The organism is Chryseobacterium pennae (assembly GCF_003385515.1).
Classification (GTDB): Bacteria; Bacteroidota; Bacteroidia; order Flavobacteriales; family Weeksellaceae; genus Chryseobacterium; species Chryseobacterium pennae.
Genome location: NZ_QNVT01000030.1, coordinates 52,221 through 72,478, shown reverse-complemented (window position 1 = coordinate 72,478; position 20,258 = coordinate 52,221). Strand labels below are relative to the sequence as shown.

Genomic DNA, 20,258 nt, shown 5'->3' with positions numbered 1-20,258 from the left:
ATTTTTCTAAATCTACTTTATAACGGAAGCTTTAGTTTTGTATAAATTTAATACAAATCTGGAGAAGAAAAGAGAAAAACCTTCTATAAAATATCTTTTAAATATTACAAAGGTTCAGGAGAAGTATAGAATCTAGTTTCTATTGAACACTGCAAATGTACAAATAAAAAATAAATAAGGCCTGCAATCAAATTACAGGCCTCAGTATATTTAGCAAACAGCAATTTTATCAACTCTGTTCTGGTGTCTTCCCCCTTCGAAGTCTGTAGAAAGAAATTTGTCTACAATTTCAATCGCCAATTCTTTTGATATAAATCTTGCCGGCATAGAAATCATATTGGCATCATTGTGCAATCTCGCCAGTGTTGCAATCTCCGGCATCCAGCAAAGTGCACATCTAATTTTCTGATGTTTGTTCGCAGTGATCTGAACCCCATTTCCGCTTCCACAAATCAAAATTCCCAACTCATTTTCTCCGTTTTCCACAGAGGTTGCAGCAGGGTGTACAAAGTCCGGATAATCCACACTGTTTGTGGAAAACGTTCCAAAATCCTGAACCTCAAACTTTTCTGAAAGATAGTTCTTAACAATCTCCTTATATTCATAGCCTGCATGGTCCGCTGCGATAGCAATTTTTCTTTTCATAATACTCTTATTAAGCTTTTTTAGATTTTATTTCCTTACAAAGGTAAGAATAATAACAATTCGTGTTAGTAAAGCGTGAGTTAATTGTGAAAAGGTATGTTAATAACTGTGGAAAACTTTTTTCAACTTTCTATTTTCAAACAAGAATTTATTTCGTAATAGAAAATTCATCCAAAAGTTTTTCACACAACTTTCCAGATCTTTTCTCAAGCTATCCCCAGGTTTTTCCATAATAAAATAACTAATAATGCTTTGTTGGCAAAGTTATCAACAATTGTGAATAAGTGTGTGAATATGCAGGTTTACAGAGATTTATATTGTGAGTTATTTATGAATTGCGTACCAGTTGAGTATTATCAACTTTATGCCTAAAACTTATCCCCGTTACTAACAATACATAACAACAACAACTTTATTTTTTCTTTTAAAGAGAGAAGAAATGTTGATTAATGGGTGATTGTCTTCGGGGAAAGTTTTTGAAAACTTTTATTTCCATCAATCTGTTGAAAAAGTTTAAAACCTTACATTTGTGAAACGAAAAATCAATAAAAATTATGGAATTGTCCCTGCCGGAATTTGTCGAAATGTAACCAGGTCCAAAAAGGGGATTGCATGAAATTTGAAAAAAAATAAATCAAATATAAAAATGAAAACAATTAACGACTTCAATTTTAAAGATAAGAAAGCTCTTGTAAGAGTTGACTTCAATGTTCCACAGGATGACCAGTTGAATGTGACTGACAATACCAGAATTGTTGCGGTGAAACCTACCGTTGAAAAAATTCTTAAGGATGGCGGTTCTGTTATTTTAATGACACACCTTGGGAGACCAAAAGGGGAAGTGAAAGATGAGTTTTCTTTAAAAAATATTATTGGTGAAGTATCCGGTGTTCTTGGACAGGAAGTAAAGTTTGTTGATGAATGCATCGGTGAGAAAGCTGAACAGGCTGCTGCTGATCTGAAGCCGGGAGAAATTTTATTGCTAGAGAATGTTCGTTTTCACAATGAAGAAGAAAAAGGTGATGAAGGTTTTGCTGAGAAACTTTCTAAACTGGGGGATGCTTACGTAAACGATGCTTTCGGAACTGCACACAGAGCCCATGCTTCTACCGCAGTAATCGCAAAATTCTTTTCATCAACTAAATTTTTCGGTTTATTGATGGCTAAAGAACTTCAGGCCATCGATAAAGTTTTGAAAAGTGGCGAGAAACCAATTACTGCAATTTTGGGCGGATCTAAAGTTTCAACTAAGATTACCATTATAGAAAACATTCTTCCTGCAATAGATAATCTGATCATCGGAGGTGGAATGGCTTTCACATTTATAAAAGCATTGGGAGGAAAAATCGGAAACTCATTGGTTGAAGATGATAAGCTTCCTCTGGCTCTGGAAATTTTAGCAAAAGCTAAAGAACATAAGGTAAAAGTATATCTTCCGTCTGATGCTATCATCGCTGAAAGTTTCAGTAATGATGTTGAAAGAAAAGAAGTAGATATCTATGCTATTCCTGAAGGATGGATGGGATTGGATGCTGGTCACAAATCAAGAGATCAGTTCAATGATGTATTATTAAATTCTAGAACTATTCTTTGGAATGGTCCGATTGGAGTTTTTGAAATGTCAAACTTTGCTGGCGGAACTGTTGCTCTTGGAGAGAGCATTGCTGAAGCAACAAGATTGGGAGCTTTCTCTTTAGTAGGAGGTGGCGACAGTGTTGCATTCGTTAAGCAATTCGGATATGCTGATAAAGTAAGCTATGTTTCCACAGGTGGTGGAGCAATGCTTGAAAGTCTTGAAGGACTTGAGCTTCCTGGAGTAGCTGCTATCAACAATTAATAAAGAGAAAAATTCAATATTTTGAAGCCTGCTAATAATATTAGCAGGCTTTTTTGTGCTTAATTTTTCATTGAGAAATCCTGAATTGACTAAGGGCTTTATAACTTTTAGATATAACTTAAGGTTATATTGTTTTTAGGTATTTTGATTTACTGTGAGTTACGTTTTTATACCGTTAAATAAAGGGAAAATTTAGGTTATCTATCTTGATAAAATAGATAATTTGGCAGTATTTAATCACATTATTTTGTCTACGGATTATAGATCATTTGGTTTGAATTTTATAATTTATTACGTCAAGTTTTGGCGTTAACGGAGAATACATTTGCAGTACTAAATTATAATATTATGATGTATACAAATGAATTTTTCGCTGTAGGAAATACTGCTCCCAATGATGATCTTGTACAGCTAATTGATAGCTTTACTAATGAAATTGTTGTTTTTAAAAAAATAGCAACTTGGGTTGATGGTGAGTTTCTAATTGCTAATGATGCTAGAGTTCTTGAAGATGAAATCATCTATCGCTCCAGAGGAAACGATTATTATGTTAATACGGTGATGTTTTCCTCAAGAAAAGTATATGTTACGAGTTTTGGTGTGAAATCTGATATGCTTGTCGATCAAAGAGCTTCCATTCAAAAAGCTTTTAATATTTGTTCTATTCTTAGACTCAAACTAGTGTTTCCTAATGGAATTTTCTTAGTTAACTCTTATACTGATAACAATAAATTTAGGGAAGATTATAGTAATGTATTAGAGCTTAAATCCAATTTAGATATTGAATTTGAGGAATATAGTGTCATTAAACTTGGAGATTATTTTGATGATAAAAACTTTGTTTTATTTTCTGGGTTTAATCATGAAAGTGTTGATAATTTAAAGTCTATATTTAATATTACTCTTAAAGGTAAGGGGACAATTGATTTTAGTGGTGATGTATCGCAAATTAGAGGAAAGGATCGTGATAGGATGATTCGAAGACTAGGATTTGAAGGAGGTAATTGTACAAACGTTCTTATTGACGGATTACACTGGGTTAATGGAGATTTAAGTAACTGTATCGGAACTGGTTGGGCACAAAATGGAAATAAGTTTGCTATCCAAAACTGTATTTTTGAGGATTTAACTAAAAGTCATGAAGAATCCAACTATGATCACTCTACAATCTATGGTAATTCTAATTTTTTAACTGTACACAATAATACTTTTATTGGAAATGAACAGATGAGATTGGTTGGATGTGCTTGCGAAATCCATGGAAGTAATGCTTCATTTTCGAATAATAAAATTTATAATTATTTGAGAATGAATTTTATAGTCGGGAACGAAACTGAAAAAGGAACTATTTCTAATATTACAATTTCTAATAATATTGCTGAAGTAACAGCTGGTGCCGTATATGTTTGGGGAACAAAAAATTGTGTTACTTCTGATGTTTTTATTACTTCAAATAATGTTAAACATAGACATGTTGAAGGCAAAACATTATTGTATAATGGTTGGCAATCTTTACTAATCATTGAAAATAAACTTGGAAAATGTGAGAGAATTACTGTGAAAAATAATGTTTCACATATACTCTATAATATTGAACACAGTACGATTGCAACCCGATATGCTATAGGTATTTCTTGTGAAACAGAATCTTTAGTTATTTGTGATAATCATTTTATTGGACATTCTGTAGGAGTAATTTTAACTTTAGCTGATAAACCTTATAATCAATATGTAGATTTTTCATTTATTAATATTTCAAGGAATAGTTTTTCGGCTTCTTCAAAAATTCTTACTGTGAATGCAAAAAAACTTAATTATTGTTTAATCTCAGATAATACTACTGCCCTGGCTTCAGACAATCTTGAAAATTTAATTGAAATTAATAGTGATATTATTCAATCCACGACTATAAAAGATAATATTTATATTTCCAATCAGCCAAAAGTTGAGTTTACACCTTCTTCTGTATTTTTGGCAGATCCATCGAATAAAGCTAAATACGTTTTATCACTTGTAAGTACTCCTGTACCTAGCATTAATGGCGAAGCTTCAGTTTTGGTAAGTCCGGTGGTTTCGAATAGCCATAAAAGAGTAGGGGGGATGTATACGATTCAACCTACATATCCTTTCCCTGAACTTTTCTTTAATGCTCATACTTTTGGAGCTGGTAGCACTGCAGATATTAAATTTAAAGTTGATAATATGACTTCAGATACTTTCTCTGGAAACCCAAATTTAGTTAGTAACCTGATTGTTAATTTATAATATAGAAGACCGGATCATATCCGGTTTTTTTATTCAATATTATTTTGATTTTTTTTGGTTTCATATTATTAATTATAATTATCTGTATATCAGTTGTTAAACTAATTTTATTATTAATTTATTATGTCTTTTTAACCCATTTTTTAATTGATTTTCATTTTAAATATTTTTTCAGCCATCTTATAATAATTTGTATCATTTAATTAACAGTAAATCAGTAATTAAACTTTTTTTTATTGGCTTTTAATCATACTATATATTAAAAACAATGATATTAGGTCTGTATTGAGGTTTTACTTCTAGAGGTTTTTTGTTTTTTTGAATTTCCCGTGTCATGATTTTGTTATAAAATCAAAATCTGTTTTGCTCGTGGTTATTTTTTCTTTACCGGGATTTTTGATTTCTTCTTTTTTATTAACGATAAATTTTTTAGAGAGGTAGGTTAGTATGTTTTAATTTTTCAATATTAAAAAATTATTTGTGGTTGCAGGAAAGCTCTAAATTTTATCTCTTAGCATTTTGAAAATATTTTTCTGATAATATGCTGAAAATTGACCTTCAGAAATGATTGAAAAATCGAAAAACTATTATTTCTTGAGTATTTGTGTATAAATTTAAAACAAACGGTTAAATGATATGTTTTTGTGAGAATTTATAATTTTAAATCCGATTTTCCTCTTTTTGAATTTGATTTAGTGCTTTTTCCAAGCTTTAAAGGTTTTCGGAATCTTATGGTATTTTGATGAGACTTATTTTTAAAATAAGTTTTATTAGAAATAGAATAGGGGAGTTTAAAAAGATTGTTAGTTAGAATTTTTTCAATACAACTTAAATTATATTCTAGGTTGGTTTTTAAAAAATAAAAAACTCAGAGAAGAAGTTCCCTGAGTTTTTAAGTTTTTTAGCTCAGAATACTGAAAATTGGCTTTCAGAAATAGCTTAAAAATCGATTTTCTATCTTTTTTCGATAATATATATCAAACTTGAAAATTCGTTCGAAAAAAGGGCTTTTATGTTCGAAATTGTCCCGTAGAAGGTTGCTTTTAGCCAGAATAGAGGAGATTTTTTATATTTTTCGCTCAACATAGAGATGTAATAGGAATCAAGAACCAAAGGTTTGATCTTTCTCATTTTCCAATCCGTTTTTTTAGAAATCAGATTTTCCATTCCTGTTTTAGAAAAATGATAGATGTGTCTTGGTACATCATAGGCGGCCCAATATTCTTTATAATGTTTTGCATCGTAAGAAGTAGGGTTGGGCACGGCAATAATAAGGAGGCCTTTGTCTTTTAATTTCGAATGAAAAATATTTAGCATTTCATCCTGGTTCTCTACATGCTCAAATACATGCCATAGTGTAATTGCATCTAAGGTTTTGTCTTCAATTTTTTGAATATCATCCAGGATTGTCGCTTTTGTAATTTTAGCCTGAGCTGCTTTTCTTGCATCTGCATCCGGTTCAAAACCGAAAGTTTTAAAATCATTTTCTATATACTTTACAAATTCTCCGGCACCACATCCATAGTCTAATACTTTTGAACCTTTTTTAATTCTGTCAACCAGAATATTTTTCTTGTATTGCAGATTAAAAGACTGAAGAAACTTATATAATTTTTCTTTCAGGCTTCCTGAATCCTGGTGATGGGAAATGTAATCTTCGCTTTCGTAGTATCTGGAAATATTGGATGGAATAGGGGAGGTTTTATAGACTCCCTTGGTTTCTGTTTCTTTTATTTCAAATATTTCCTGTGAAAGAAAATGATCTTTTATTTTCATTGAAGTCGAAATCTGTTATATTTAAAAAATTAAGATACTCATAAGTGTCTAAGCTTATAAATACCTTAATTTTTGTTTTTATTGTAAGAAATGTTTCACGTGAAACATTTTATTTTTAACGTCCTAAATACACTAGTAAAACGTTAATGTCAGCCGGAGAAACACCACTTATCCTGCCTGCCTGTGCAATAGTCTTAGGTCTTACATTAGACATCTTCTGTTTTGCTTCTGCAGAAAGACTGGAAATGTTAGTGTAATCAAAGTCTTCGGGAATTTTAATGTTTTCCAGACGGTTTAGCTTCGCTACGTTTTCCTTTTCTTTTTCAATATATCCTTTGTATTTGATATTGATTTCTGCTTGTTCTCTTACTTCGTTATTATATTGAGAAGAAACTTCTTTAATGAAATCAATTTCATCAAGTTTTTCTAAAGTAATATTAGGTCTTGTAAGAAACTGGGCAGCTCTGTAAGCCTGATCTACAGGATTACTTTCTATAGATTCAAGAATAGGGTTAATGACACCTGGTTTTAAAGAGGTTTCGCGTAAAAACTCTTCAAGTTGCTGACTGTCAGTTATTTTGGATTCTACTTTTCTTAATCTGTCTTCTTTTGCTAATCCAAGGTTGTATGCTTTCTCAGTTAATCTGATATCTGCGTTGTCCTGTCTTAATAAAAGTCTGTACTCAGCGCGTGAAGTAAACATTCTGTATGGCTCTTCAGTTCCTTTTGTAATCAGGTCATCAATCAGTACTCCGATATAGGCTTCATCTCTGTTCAGAATAAAGTCTCCTTTTTCGTGAACTTTATTATGAGCATTGATTCCTGCAATCAGACCTTGTCCTGCTGCTTCTTCATATCCGGTTGTTCCATTGATCTGTCCCGCGAAATATAAATTGTCAATCAATTTTGTTTCTAAGGTATGCTTCAATTGGGTAGGAGGGAAGTAGTCATATTCAATAGCATATCCCGGACGGAAAACTTTTACATTTTCAAATCCTGGAATATGTTTCATAGCTTTGATCTGTACATCTTCCGGAAGAGAAGAGCTAAATCCGTTTACGTAGATCTCAACAGTTTTCCATCCTTCCGGTTCTACGAAAAGCTGATGTCTGTTTCTTTCTGCAAAACGATTAATTTTATCTTCAATACTGGGACAGTATCTCGGACCTAAACTTTGGATCGTACCATTGAACATTGGACTTCTGTCAAAACCTTCACGAAGAATATCATGTACCGTTTCATTAGTATATACAATATGACAGCTTAATTGTTTTGTCAATTTTGGTGTATCAAGATAGCTGAACTTTTGAGGATTTTCGTCTCCCTTCTGTTCTTCCATTTTTGAATAATCCAAACTTCTTCCGTCAACTCTTGGTGGAGTTCCGGTTTTCATTCTTCCGGCTTCAAAACCTAAAGTGACTAATTGTTCGGTAATACCAAATGCTCTTGGCTCACCCATTCTTCCACCACCTAATTGTTTATCGCCAACATGAATTAATCCGTTAAGAAAAGTTCCGTTAGTAAGAACTACAGATTTTGCTTTAATCTCAATTCCTAAAGAAGTAACAACTCCGGTTACTTTATTATTTTCAACAATCAGTTGTTTCACCATATCCTGAAAGAAATCAAGATTGGGCGTATTCTCTAAAGCCAGTCGCCATTCTTCGGCAAAAAGCATTCTGTCATTTTGGGTTCTTGGGGACCACATGGCAGGACCTTTTGAAAGATTCAGCATTTTAAATTGGATGGCCGATTTGTCTGCTACGATTCCGGAGTATCCACCCATCGCGTCAATCTCTCTTACGATTTGTCCTTTTGCGATTCCACCCATTGCCGGGTTGCAACTCATCTGTCCGATGGTCTGCATATTCATTGTAACCAATAGTGTTTTTGAACCCAGGTTGGCTGCTGCTGCTGCTGCTTCACATCCTGCGTGTCCTGCACCTACTACGATCACATCATATATTTCTGAAATCATTTTTATCTTGCTTGTTTAAGCTTAAACCTTATCTTTAACTATCAATGTTTCACGTGAAACATTTTTGAAGAATGCACTCTAGGTAAACTTATATTACTGCTAGAATTGAGTACTTTAGATATCGGACTTAAAGTATTATTTAATTTAATTCTTTGAATTCCTATACTTGCTTAAGTACAAATCTTCCATTCTTCGCATCTCTTTTTCCTCTTCTTCTGTCTTGTCTTTATAGCCTATGAGATGTAAAATTCCATGGGCTAAAACTCTTCTTAATTCATCTTCATAATCTCGGGAAAGGGTAGAAGCGTTATCAGAAATGCGTTGCAAAGATACGAAAATCTCAGCGCTTATTGTCTTGCCTTTTACATAATCAAAAGTGATGATATCGGTATAATAATCATGCTGTAAATAATCCTGATTAATCTTCAGAAGATATTCATCATCGCAGAAAATATAGCTGATTTCTCCTAGTTTTTTTCCTTCTGAAAGAATCAGATCTTCCAGCCATTGTTTGTAATCTGTATCTACCGACTCCGGTAAATTTTCGTAAAAGAATTGTATCATTGTATTAAAACCAGTGTCCTAAAATAACACTGAATATGCCTTTTTGATTGTTTTTAAGTGAGTGGCTGAAGTTTACTTTTATCTGCCCGAAAGGAGATTTGTACCCAGCTGTAATTCCAAGTGAGCTATAATTTACTTTAACTGCATCTTCGAATTTAATGTCATTGGAAAGGTTGGCAAAGCTAAAGTTTCCGCTGATAAAATAGTTTTTATTAAACCTGAATTGAAGGTCATTGGATGCCAATATCACATTATTGGTGTGTAACTGGGCAAAATAAAATCCTCCAAAACGTTTGAAGTTAATAATATTCTGCTCAAAAATTCCACCCAATCTGTATTGATAATAGGGTGGAAGATGTTCTCCAAGAGTGATTCCGCCAAATAAATTAAGACGATAAGTAAATTGTTTTCCTAAAGGAATATTGATCTTTAAATCTGCCTTTATCTGAACAATTCGTTTTTCTACTTCCGATTTTAAAAGGTCTATGACCTTTCCTTCGGCGGCAAAATATATTCCTTTGGTTGCAAACTCCTTGTCATCCTGCGTATCAGTCTTCAGAAATACATAAGGATTTAAAAAGCGGGCATAACGTCTGTTGTCACCGTTAATTTCAGCCTTAAAGTAATCGTGGCTAATACCACCACCAATAGCGTATTTATCCTTCCATACAGACTGTATATAGGCTTCGTTTCTCATCCATTCCCATTTGTCGATAATATTATTATCAGCATTTTTAAGGTCAAAACTCATTCCGGAAGAGTAAATACCAAAGCCGGGAATATATCCGTTATCAATAAAATAATTCAGATAGTATCTTAATTTATCACCTACCACTACATCCACAGAAAGATTAGAGTTTTTAAATAAAAGTCTCTTTGCTGAATAGTTCAGAAGAAGACCTGTTTTAAAAACTTCATCATAATGTAATCCAAATTTTAAGAAATGGCGGGCTTCATCTTCGGTAACATAAAGCTTTAAATAATTGGCATCATTCTCCTGAACGATATCGTAGTTGATGAATTTATAGTTGTTGGTAGCAACCAGTTTATCAACCATTTTATTAATGTTTCCATAGGTTTGCAAAGAGGGGAGACGCAGTCCCATTTTCCCCAGAGTATAGTTTTTACCATATATTTTGCTTCCTTCTATAGAAATGCTGTCTATCTTATATACATTAGAATATATCGGATTTACGCTTTGTCTGAGACGGTCGAACTGACGTTTAGGCAGCTGATCCAGAATCTGAGAGTATTTTAAACCTTCCACATAACCGCTGTCAAGGATTTTTTTCTTGTCATCATAGCTTGTTGCAGACATTCCTTTGAGGTCAGGTTTAATATTAATATCGGTATATTTATATTGTTTTCTTGTATCTTTTTTGATTCCGAAATCAATGACCTGGTTCAGAATGGATATAATATTGTTTAAATCCTCTCTTTTGGATAGATCCTGGTTAAGGTCCACACCGATAACGATATCAATTCCTCTGTCCTTTAATGGCTTTGAAGGGTAATTTACCGTCATTGCTCCGTCAATATAGATACTGTCACCTATTTTAACAGGATCCATTAAAGATGGAAAGGCTGAACTGGCCATAATAGACTGTACCAGATCTCCTTTTTCAAAGATCTGCATATTCCCGCTTTCAAGGTTGGTGGCAACGCATAAGAAAGGAATGGGCATTTTAGAAAAGTCTTCAATATTGGAAACATTTTTAAAAAGTTCCTTTAGAAGATAAACATTTCTTTGTCCTGTACTGATGGAAGAGGGAAGTGTAATTTTCCCGTTTTTTAATGGAATAGATAAAAGATACTTGTCAACAGATTTGTTGAAAAAGCTGGTTTCTTTTCTGGATTTCGGATCCATAATTAAAGAATAGAAATCCGTATCCATTACGATTTTTTCTATTTCTTTACCAGAATATCCGGAAGCATAGAGTCCGCCAACAATAGCGCCCATACTGGTTCCGGCAATATAATCCACTTTTACTCCTAATGAATCTAATACTTTAAGTACTCCTACATGTGAGAAACCCTTGGCACCACCACCGGCAAGCGACAGTCCTATTTTGGGGTTCTTCGGAATCACCAGGTCTTTTTTTACCTGAGATTGGATCCATAGCAATGGGAATATGAAAAGAAGAATCAGGAGTTTTCTCATAGTTAATCTTTTATATAGATCCGTTTCACCCGGGGCGAAATGGATGTTAATACTTCATAGGTTATCGTTTTGCAGTATCCTGCGAATTCTTTTAAACTTGGTTTTGCATTAAAGACGGTTACCATATCGCCTTCCTTTACATTTGGAATGTTTTCCACGTTAATCATCATCATATCCATGCAGATATTTCCAACAATTGGAGCTAATATTTTATTCACTCCAAGACTTCCTACCTGATTTCCGATCAATCTTGGAATACCGTCCGCATATCCAACTGGGATGGTAGCAATCTTTGTCAGATGATCTGGCTTAAATTTTCTGCTGTATCCTACAGACTCTCCGTTTTCAACCATTGATATCTGTGAAATTACGGTTTTAAAACTTACCACAGACTGTAATTGTTTCTGTATTTCAGTATCCGGTGATTCTCCCAGCATGCCAATACCGATCCTTACCATATCATGTTGGTGATCTGTATAGCTGGTTATTCCGGAAGAATTTAAAATATGTCTGAGAGGAGAATAGCCTAGTTTTTCCGTTAAGAAGCTTGAGTTTTTTTCAAAAATATCCAGTTGTTTGAAAGTAAATTCTTTCTCTTCCGGCATGTCGGAAGAAGATAGATGGCTGAACATACTTTGAACTTTAAGATTTTTCTCACTTAAAGTTTCGCTCAGCTGATCCAGTTCAAAATCTTTAAAACCAAGACGGTGCATTCCTGTTTCCAGTTTAATATGAATAGGATATTTCTTATCATATCCCGATTTTTGAACCGCTTCATAGAATAATTCCAAAACTCTGAAACTATAAATTTCAGGTTCCAGGTTGTACTCTATGATGGTTTGGTAACTGTGTTGTTCAGGATTCATCACGATGATAGGAGTGGTAATTCCTTTTTTACGAAGTTCAACCCCTTCATCAACATACGCTACTCCTAAGTAATCAATGTGGTGATGTTGTAGGAATTCTGAAATTTCATAACTCCCCAAGCCATAAGCATTGGCTTTTACCATAGCCATCATTTTTGTGCCTGGCTTTAACAGTGATTTGTGGTAATTGATATTATGAAGAATAGCATTCAGATTAACTTCTAAAACCGTATCATGTTTTCTGAGCTCAAGAATATCTTTTAATTTTTCGATTTCAAATTTTCTGGCTCCTTTGAGAAGAATAATCTGGTTTTCGATTTCAGAAAGATGTTTGCTTTCGATCAGTTCTTTGGTATCGATGAAAGTAAATGTTTTAGATTTAAATAATTCACTGAACTTTGATATTTCATTACCAATCAGGAATACAGAATCAAAATACTGTTCATTCACCAATTCGGAAACTTCTTCATACAACTCCTTGGAATTGGTATTTACCCCTACGATATCTGTTAGGACTAAAGATTTTTTCGGCTTATTGTATTCTTTCAAAAATTGAAGAGCAGTTTTCAAAGAATCGAGGTCAAGGTTAAAAGAATCGTTGATGACAATATTGCCCTTATTTCCTTCAATCGCTTCAAGCCTCATTTCGATGGCCTTTAAAAGGTTGATTTTTTCAATGATCTTTTTATTTTCGACCTGTAACACCTTAAGGACAGCGATAAGCGCTGTAGCATTGGTTAACGTAGCTTCGTCTCTCTGATGAGCCGGAAAACTGATTTCTTCCCCAAAATATTCAACAAGGATGTTTTCATCTTTGGAAATATTGTTTTTGATGAAGACATCATTAGTTTCTTTCAATCCGTAAGAGATTAATTTTTTATCTGAATATAATTTTTTGATTTTCTGATCTACCAAAGAATGGTCACCATTATAAATGATGATTTCAGAATCTTTGAAAAGTTTAATCTTTTCATCAATCAGTTCTTCTTCGGAAGAAAAGTTGGCTGCATGAGCATTTCCGATATGTGTTAATAATCCGATCTGAGGATGGAAAATATTTTCGAGCTTTTCCATTTCATTCGGGTGGGAAATCCCTACTTCAAAAATTCCCAGCTGATGAGAATCGTTAATCTGAAGAAGAGAAAGGGGAAGTCCTATTTGAGAATTAAAACTCTTTGGACTTTTTACAGTAGGGAATTCATTCCATAAACATTGATATAACCATTCCTTTAAAATGGTTTTTCCATTACTTCCGGTAATTCCGATAGATCGTAAATGAGAATTTTCGAAGTGATACTTTGCTAATTGTTGAAGAAAATCTACAGAATTTTTAACAATAATCCACGTTATATTTTCAAACTGTGGATATTGATGTTCAGAAATAATAATATTAATACCTCTGTCTATAGCAGCTTCAATGAACTTTTCACCAGAATTTTTATGCGTGTTGATCGCAATGAACGCAGTATTCTTAATTGAGTAAATAATCCTGCTGTCATATGCTATATTTTTAACCACTAAATTTTTGTCTCCAATAACCTCTGCATTGGTGATCTCTGCAATTTGTTGTACTGTATAGTTCATTGGTACCCTTTCTGCTTTATTTTATGACGAAATTGCAAAAAAGGTAAAATTGCAAAAAGGCTGGAATAGCTCATTATTGTAAGGCTGATTCTTCTTTTGAAATTTTACAGTATTGCTTTTTCGTTTTTCATTTATATTAAGTGAATATATTTTATTTTTTTATGCTTTTACCTCTATCAGTTACCTCCTTTTTGAAAGCACTTCATCAATAAAAACACGGCGGCTTACAGCTTCATAGCTTTCAGTTTCACCCAGCTCTACCAGATTGTCTCCCTGGGAGGTTCTCATAGAATAATTGGCAAGGTTACCTGTTCTCTTGCAAATAGCATGCACTTTTGTAACATATTCTGCAGTAGCCATCAAATTGGGCATTGGTCCGAAAGGACGTCCCAGAAAGTCCATATCTAATCCTGCAATCACTACTCTGATGCCGCTGTTGGCCAGTTGATTGGCTATCTCAACAATGCTTTCATCGAAAAACTGAGCCTCATCTATTCCTACCACATCGCAATTGGATGCCAATAGAAGAATCTCATTCGGATTATCTACTGCGGTGCTGCGGATTTTATTCTGATTATGAGAAACAACGTCCTCTTCAGAATACCGGATATCCAGTTTCGGTTTAAAAATTTCCACATTTTGTCCTGCCATTTCTGCTCTACGTAATCTTCGGATCAACTCCTCGGTTTTACCCGAAAACATAGAGCCACAAATCACTTCCATCCAACCACTTTGTTTGGAATGATTAATTGTATTTTCTAAAAACATTTGTTAAATTAGCCGTATATTTTCAACATCAAAAGTAAGCAATTTTAATAAGAATCTTATCATGCAGAATATCCAAGATTTAAAGGAAAAGATTTTATTTGAGTCTAAGAATATCATCGATAATCTTGACAAAATAAATAACGTAGACGAATTACTTTCCAAGCAAGATCTTGTAGATGAGCTTGCTAACAGGATTTCTTTTTTGAAATTACTGGAAAAAAATATTGAATACTTTATTGCAGAAGAACCTGTTTTACATGCAGACAGTTATGGGGCTTCTTTTGTTTCGGGTGAATCGGATCATCATGATTCTGGAAATGAGGTAACAGAAGAAGAAGCTATTTTCAATAATGAGCTGAATGAGATTGATGAGCATGAAAATGACCATTTTATCATCGGATCAGATGAAGAGGAAGCTGCTTTTAACAACCAGCTGAATGAGATCGTTGAAAATGAGTTCTATGAAAACATTATAAGTTCCGTAGCAGAAAATAATGAAGAAAGGGCTATTGAAAATGTTCAGACTCCTGTTGCTTCTGAAGATATAACGGAAGAAGAAGCAGTTTTCAATAACCAATTGAATGAAATTGATGAAAATGAACATTTTATTAGTCATGAAGCTGTTTTAAGCTTTGTGGATGAAGAGAAAATTTTAGCTGATGCTCGCCCTGATTCTGATGAAGATATCAACGAAGATATGTTTAATGAAGAAGTAACAGAGGAGGAGGCCATTTTTAATAATCAGCTGAATGAAATAGATACCGATGAGGAAGCTGAAAAAGAAAATGAAGTAGATTATGCAGCAGTAAGTGATACTTCTGAAAATAAAGTCAGAGAAACCATTCCAAGTATTTTCGATACTGAAATGCTTGATGACGAAATACTGATCGAAGAGAACGAGGAGCAATTTGTAGCTTCCAATGTAGCTTTAGAGCAGGGAGAACTGGTTTCAGAAACTTCGAATGTTGAAAATATCCTGAATGAGATCAAAAATGACCATTCTGGGGAAGAAAAACAGGATGAACGCGTTCTCGCTGAAGTGTATGACAGAAGAACAATTGTTGAAATAAATAAACCTGTTCCCGAAGAAACAGAAAGACATCCTTCTGATGAGAGTTTTGAAAATTTAGACGAATATCAGCAGGAGAAAAAAATAAAACTAGCCAATATCAAAGGGTTGAAAGCTGTTCAATCCCTGTTTGACGATGATCCTCTGGAAAGAGATTTTCCAAAGGAAAACCAGTCGGAAACTGTAGAAGAAGATGCCGGAAGTATTCTGAAATCCAATATTCCTACCAACTTTATGGAAGCTGAAAAGCCAAAACCAGAGTTAAGATTGGATTTGAATGACAGAATTGCTTTCTCAAAAATGTTATTTGAAGGAAGCCAGACAGATCTTAATGATACAGTAGCACAGCTTAACCATTTCAGAACACTGGAGGAAGCGAAAGAATACCTGAGCGACCTTTATTACGAAAGAAAATGGAGTAAAGTGGACGAATATGCACAGCGACTTTGGATATTGGTGGAAAATAAATTCTTATAATTTTGAGCGGAATCCTATATTTTGTTCCCACACCCGTTGGGAACCTGGAAGATATGACCTTCAGAGCAGTGAATGTTCTGAAAGAAGTTGATTATATTTTATGTGAAGACACGAGAACTTCCGGAATACTTTTAAAACATTTTGAAATCTCCAAGCCTTTAAAATCTTATCATTTACACAATGAACATCAGGCAACAGAGAAAGTAATTACAGACCTTAAAAACGGTCAGAATATTGCCATCATTACCGATGCGGGAACTCCCGGAATTTCAGATCCGGGGTATTTACTGGCAAAAGCAGGAGCAGATAACGATATCGAAATGATCTGTCTTCCCGGAGCAACAGCTTTGATTCCCGCTTTAGTGGTTTCAGGGCTTCCGAATAACGAATTTTTATTTGCAGGATTTTTACCGCAAAAGAAAGGAAGACAAACCAAATTAAAGCAGCTTGCCGAGGAAAAGAAAACCATTGTATTGTACGAAAGTCCGCATAAAATCAATACAACATTAGAACAGATCAAAGAATTCTTTGGTGAAAACACCAAGGCAAGTTTAAGCCGTGAGATCTCTAAGAAATTTGAAGAGACTAAACGGGGAACAATCAATGAATTAATTGAATTTTCCAAGAGTAAAACTTTAAAAGGAGAGATTGTTCTTATTGTCAATAATTCTATTTAATTTTTAATTGAAAAAACTAGTTTTTGTATTGTGTTCTACAGTTTGTATGGCGCAAACTAACCAATACACTAAAGTTCTTCTTTCCAAAAAGACAGGGAAGGAGGTAAGCTCATATTCTGAAGGCTTTGGAATTGTCTACGACCCTGTTTCCAAAAAGCAGGGTATTGTAGATGCTAAAGGAAATATAACCTTTGAATCCTCTTATAAAGGTGGAATTTCCCATATTTTTAAAAACAGATTTATTCTTTATTCTGAGGAAGGAAACAGAAGAAAATCAGCGATTATTGACGAAAAAGGAAATGAACTGCTTCCTCTTGAAGATCAGGATTTCAATACATCCTGGTGGAGTAAAGAACGTATTATTGCTTCCAGACAAGGAAAAGAAGCTGTTTATGATTACAATGGAAAATTAATCATTCCGGATTCAGACAAGATTCGCTTTGCAGAAAAGGATGCGTTCTTTGTTTTAAAGGATAAAAAATGGTTCCTGTATGACTTTAATGGGAAGCAGATAAGTGACAGGGAATTTAAGGACGATTACAGTTTTGAAAATGGAAAAGCTCTTATTATCAATGAAGATCATCAAAGTGAAATCATTGGAAAAAACGGTCAGACTTTACATAAACTTTCGAAGAATGTAGTAGATATCAATGCTTACCCCTATCTGATTACCCAAAATAAAGCAACCGGAAAATACGGGTTGATTGATGCTGAGAACAACACATTAGTGGATGAGATCTACAGTGATATCACCCCGGAATACTTTGGAAAGAAAGAATATATTTATCTCAGAAAAAGTAATAAAACGACAGTCTTTTACAAGGAAGATCAAAAGCTTTATCCTAATAATTTTAAATATTTATATCCATTATCTAACCATCTTTTCAGGGTTTATAGTGACAGGTCAGATCAATCCGGTATTGTAGATCTGCAGGGTAATACAGTTATTCCTCAGGAGTATGACTTTATTAAAAATTTTACAGTCTCCGGAAAGGATTTTATTTATCTTAAAAAAGGGAATGAGGAAAAGCTTTTGGATAAGGAGCTCAAAAATATCCTGAATGAAGGCGATCAGATTGTAGGTTTTTATCCTGAGAATATGATAATTAAAAGACAAGATCAGTATTATCGATTTTCGGTAACGAACAGGTCTGCAGTTGTAATTAAGGATATAAAGCAGATAAAGAATCAGGATGTTGAATACTTTAATATTCTGAATGAGTATTCAAAACCATTGGTTTGTATGAATAATAGTAATCTTTATGGTATTCTGGATGCGAAGGGTACGGAAATTGTTCCTTTTGCTTACGAAGATATTATTGCCTTTGACAATTTTGAAAATGAAATCGTTGTCAGGAAACAAGGGAAGTATGGAGTTTTAAATTTTCAGAATGAGCCTTTAACAGAGGTTATTTATGATAAATATACCTGGATGAAGGAAGTCTTGAAACTGAATAGAGATAAGAAAACTGACTTAATTTATTTCACCAGATTTAGAAATGATATGACGGAACTATAGCAAAATCAGAGAAATTTAACAAAAAAGTTCAGTATTTTGATGTTTTCAATGTGTTGAATAACAATTTATAATATCTTTGCAAACCGTTTAATTCTGAAAAAGAATTATTCTACTAAATGAGTCAGCTTTCACTGGCTGAATGAGTTATAAAAAAATAATCGTCAAGAGATATGAAATTATTAGAAGGAAAGGTAGCACTAATTACCGGAGCTACAAGAGGAATCGGGAAAGGGATTGCTGAAATGTTTGCTCAACAGGGAGCAAAAGTAGCATTTACTTATGCCGGTTCTGTAGACAAAGCTAAAGAATTAGAAGCAGCTTTAAGTTCTGTAACCCAAATTAAAGGATATCAGTCTGACGCATCAGATTATGATGCCGCTCAAACATTGGTAGAGGAAGTAATGGCAGAGTTTGGACAGATTGATATTTTGGTAAACAATGCAGGGATTACAAAAGATAACCTGTTATTGAGAATGTCTAAAGAAGATTGGGATCAGGTAATCAAAGTAAACTTAGATTCAGTTTTCAACCTTACAAAAGCGGTTATCAAGCCGATGATGAAGGCAAGATCAGGATCTATCATTAATATGACTTCTGTAGTAGGAATTCAGGGGCATGCAGGACAGGCGAACTATGCAGCTTCTAAAGCTGGTGTTATTGGGTTTACAAAATCTGTGGCATTAGAATTAGGATCAAGAAATATCAGATGTAACGCTATTGCTCCAGGATTCATCGAAACAGAAATGACTGCTATTCTGGATGAAAAAATAGTTCAGGAATGGAGAGACGGAATTCCAATGAAAAAAGGAGGGCAGCCTGCTGATGTAGCGAATGCCTGTGTTTTCTTAGGAAGCGAAATGGCATCATACATTACCGGACAGACACTGAACGTTGACGGTGGAATGTTAACTTAAAATATAAAGAGGCTATACAAAATGTGTAGCCTCTTTTTTTATTTGGTGCAGACTTTTTAAATCGGCATTATCTGTGAGAGAAAATTAATTATCAGTTAAAAACCTGATTTTCCTGCTCCTGAACTCTGATAAATGTAGTTCTTTTAGAAAGTTCCTTAAGTTTGGATGCACCCACATAAGTACAGGTAGAACGCACTCCTCCTAAAATATCCTTCACGGTTTCAGAAACTGGACCCTTATAGGCTACTTTTACAGTTTTCCCTTCTGAAGCACGGTATTCAGCAACCCCTCCTGAGTGTTTATCCATAGCTGTTTTTGAACTCATTCCGTAGAATAAACGGTATTTTTTACCATTTTCTTCCACCATTTCACCCCCACTTTCATCGTGGCCGGCAAACATTCCGCCCAGCATCACAAAATCGGCACCACCACCAAAAGCCTTGGCAACATCTCCCGGGACTTTACAGCCTCCGTCTGCAATGATGTGGCCTCCTAATCCATGAGCTGCATCAGCACATTCAATAATAGCAGACAATTGTGGATAGCCAACTCCTGTCTTTACACGGGTGGTACATACAGAACCAGGTCCGATACCCACTTTAATGATATCTGCTCCTACCAAAAGAAGCTCTTCAACCATTTCTCCGGTTACTACATTCCCGGCAATAATAACCTTGTCAGGAAAATTAGCCCTTGCCGTCTTCACAAACTGAACGAAATGCTCAGAATAACCATTGGCAACATCTATACAGAGAAACTCGATTTTTGGGTGCTTTTCAAGAATGAGCCTGATTTTCTCTTCATCTGCTTTTCCTGTTCCCGTGCTTAAAGCAATATATTGATGAATGCTTTCAGGCTGGCTTTGCAGGAACTGATCCCACTCTTCAGGAGTATAATGTTTATGTATTGCCGTGATGATCTTGTCTTTAGCGAGTTCTACAGCCATTTCAAAAGTCCCTACAGTATCCATATTAGCAGCGATAACAGGAACTCCACTCCATTTTTTTTTGGTATGTTTAAAAATAAATTCCCTTTCCAGCTCTACTTCTGAACGGGACTTCAAGGTGGAACGCTTAGGGCGGAACATTACATCCTTAAACCCTAGTTTTATGTCATATTCTATACGCATTTTGTAATTATTTCTCAGAATAAAGGTAG

At 34.2% G+C, this 20,258-nt stretch carries 14 protein-coding genes; 6 read left to right on the top strand and 8 right to left on the bottom strand.

Features of this window, described 5'->3' with window-relative positions; all coding sequences use genetic code 11:
- Nucleotides 1-210: 210 nt before the first annotated feature.
- Complete coding sequence (rpiB, locus tag DRF65_RS23335) at nucleotides 211-645, bottom strand: ribose 5-phosphate isomerase B (RefSeq protein WP_106917797.1); 435 nt, start codon at nucleotides 643-645, stop codon at nucleotides 211-213.
- Between the two features lie 646 nt (nucleotides 646-1,291).
- Between rpiB and DRF65_RS23330 the strand changes: the two genes are divergently transcribed.
- Complete coding sequence (locus DRF65_RS23330; protein WP_115973129.1) at nucleotides 1,292-2,482, top strand: phosphoglycerate kinase; 1,191 nt, start codon at nucleotides 1,292-1,294, stop codon at nucleotides 2,480-2,482.
- A 348-nt stretch (nucleotides 2,483-2,830) separates the two neighbouring features.
- Nucleotides 2,831-4,747 carry a glycoside hydrolase family protein gene (locus tag DRF65_RS23325; protein ID WP_115973128.1) on the top strand — a complete coding sequence of 639 codons (1,917 nt, stop codon included), beginning with the start codon at nucleotides 2,831-2,833 and terminating at the stop codon, nucleotides 4,745-4,747.
- A gap of 954 nt (nucleotides 4,748-5,701) precedes the next feature.
- On the opposite strand, the gene DRF65_RS23320 is transcribed toward DRF65_RS23325, so the two are convergent.
- From DRF65_RS23320 to DRF65_RS23295, 6 genes are all read right to left on the bottom strand, one after another.
- On the bottom strand, nucleotides 5,702-6,523 hold the full coding sequence (locus DRF65_RS23320) for a class I SAM-dependent methyltransferase (RefSeq protein WP_115973127.1): 822 nt from the start codon (nucleotides 6,521-6,523) through the stop codon (nucleotides 5,702-5,704).
- Between the two features lie 115 nt (nucleotides 6,524-6,638).
- Entirely contained in the window at nucleotides 6,639-8,501 is a 1,863-nt protein-coding gene (mnmG, locus tag DRF65_RS23315; protein WP_115973126.1) for a tRNA uridine-5-carboxymethylaminomethyl(34) synthesis enzyme MnmG, read from the bottom strand.
- A gap of 144 nt (nucleotides 8,502-8,645) precedes the next feature.
- Complete coding sequence (gene ybeY, locus DRF65_RS23310; protein ID WP_115973125.1) at nucleotides 8,646-9,065, bottom strand: rRNA maturation RNase YbeY; 420 nt, start codon at nucleotides 9,063-9,065, stop codon at nucleotides 8,646-8,648.
- A gap of 4 nt (nucleotides 9,066-9,069) precedes the next feature.
- Nucleotides 9,070-11,226, bottom strand: a complete 2,157-nt coding sequence (locus tag DRF65_RS23305) for a patatin-like phospholipase family protein (protein WP_115973124.1) — start codon at nucleotides 11,224-11,226, stop codon at nucleotides 9,070-9,072.
- A gap of 2 nt (nucleotides 11,227-11,228) precedes the next feature.
- On the bottom strand, nucleotides 11,229-13,676 hold the full coding sequence (locus tag DRF65_RS23300) for a bifunctional UDP-N-acetylmuramoyl-tripeptide:D-alanyl-D-alanine ligase/alanine racemase (RefSeq protein WP_115973123.1): 2,448 nt from the start codon (nucleotides 13,674-13,676) through the stop codon (nucleotides 11,229-11,231).
- Between the two features lie 180 nt (nucleotides 13,677-13,856).
- Nucleotides 13,857-14,444, bottom strand: coding sequence for a thymidine kinase (locus DRF65_RS23295; protein WP_115973122.1), 588 nt, complete (start codon nucleotides 14,442-14,444; stop codon nucleotides 13,857-13,859).
- A gap of 61 nt (nucleotides 14,445-14,505) precedes the next feature.
- Between DRF65_RS23295 and DRF65_RS23290 the strand changes: the two genes are divergently transcribed.
- From DRF65_RS23290 to fabG, 4 genes are all read left to right on the top strand, one after another.
- Complete coding sequence (locus tag DRF65_RS23290; protein WP_115973121.1) at nucleotides 14,506-15,990, top strand: ring-infected erythrocyte surface antigen domain-containing protein; 1,485 nt, start codon at nucleotides 14,506-14,508, stop codon at nucleotides 15,988-15,990.
- A 2-nt stretch (nucleotides 15,991-15,992) separates the two neighbouring features.
- Entirely contained in the window at nucleotides 15,993-16,667 is a 675-nt protein-coding gene (gene rsmI, locus DRF65_RS23285) for a 16S rRNA (cytidine(1402)-2'-O)-methyltransferase (protein ID WP_115973120.1), read from the top strand.
- Between the two features lie 46 nt (nucleotides 16,668-16,713).
- Nucleotides 16,714-18,186, top strand: coding sequence for a WG repeat-containing protein (locus DRF65_RS23280; protein WP_115973119.1), 1,473 nt, complete (start codon nucleotides 16,714-16,716; stop codon nucleotides 18,184-18,186).
- Nucleotides 18,187-18,356: 170 nt separating this feature from the next.
- Entirely contained in the window at nucleotides 18,357-19,100 is a 744-nt protein-coding gene (gene fabG, locus DRF65_RS23275; protein ID WP_115973118.1) for a 3-oxoacyl-[acyl-carrier-protein] reductase, read from the top strand.
- Between the two features lie 91 nt (nucleotides 19,101-19,191).
- On the opposite strand, the gene DRF65_RS23270 is transcribed toward fabG, so the two are convergent.
- Nucleotides 19,192-20,229: a GMP reductase gene (locus DRF65_RS23270; RefSeq protein WP_115973148.1), complete on the bottom strand. Its 1,038-nt coding sequence runs from the start codon at nucleotides 20,227-20,229 to the stop codon at nucleotides 19,192-19,194.
- Between the last annotated feature and the right edge of the window lie 29 nt (nucleotides 20,230-20,258).

Coding starts and splice junctions, on each gene's coding strand:
- DRF65_RS23305 (WP_115973124.1), bottom strand. CDS start 11,226: ATGAGAAAACTCCTGATTCTTCTTTTCATATTCCCATTGCTATGGATC.
- mnmG (WP_115973126.1), bottom strand. CDS start 8,501: ATGATTTCAGAAATATATGATGTGATCGTAGTAGGTGCAGGACACGCA.
- ybeY (WP_115973125.1), bottom strand. CDS start 9,065: ATGATACAATTCTTTTACGAAAATTTACCGGAGTCGGTAGATACAGAT.
- DRF65_RS23270 (WP_115973148.1), bottom strand. CDS start 20,229: ATGCGTATAGAATATGACATAAAACTAGGGTTTAAGGATGTAATGTTC.
- DRF65_RS23330 (WP_115973129.1), top strand. CDS start 1,292: ATGAAAACAATTAACGACTTCAATTTTAAAGATAAGAAAGCTCTTGTA.
- DRF65_RS23290 (WP_115973121.1), top strand. CDS start 14,506: ATGCAGAATATCCAAGATTTAAAGGAAAAGATTTTATTTGAGTCTAAG.
- DRF65_RS23300 (WP_115973123.1), bottom strand. CDS start 13,676: ATGAACTATACAGTACAACAAATTGCAGAGATCACCAATGCAGAGGTT.
- rpiB (WP_106917797.1), bottom strand. CDS start 645: ATGAAAAGAAAAATTGCTATCGCAGCGGACCATGCAGGCTATGAATAT.
- DRF65_RS23320 (WP_115973127.1), bottom strand. CDS start 6,523: ATGAAAATAAAAGATCATTTTCTTTCACAGGAAATATTTGAAATAAAA.
- DRF65_RS23295 (WP_115973122.1), bottom strand. CDS start 14,444: ATGTTTTTAGAAAATACAATTAATCATTCCAAACAAAGTGGTTGGATG.
- DRF65_RS23325 (WP_115973128.1), top strand. CDS start 2,831: ATGATGTATACAAATGAATTTTTCGCTGTAGGAAATACTGCTCCCAAT.
- fabG (WP_115973118.1), top strand. CDS start 18,357: ATGAAATTATTAGAAGGAAAGGTAGCACTAATTACCGGAGCTACAAGA.
- DRF65_RS23280 (WP_115973119.1), top strand. CDS start 16,714: ATGGCGCAAACTAACCAATACACTAAAGTTCTTCTTTCCAAAAAGACA.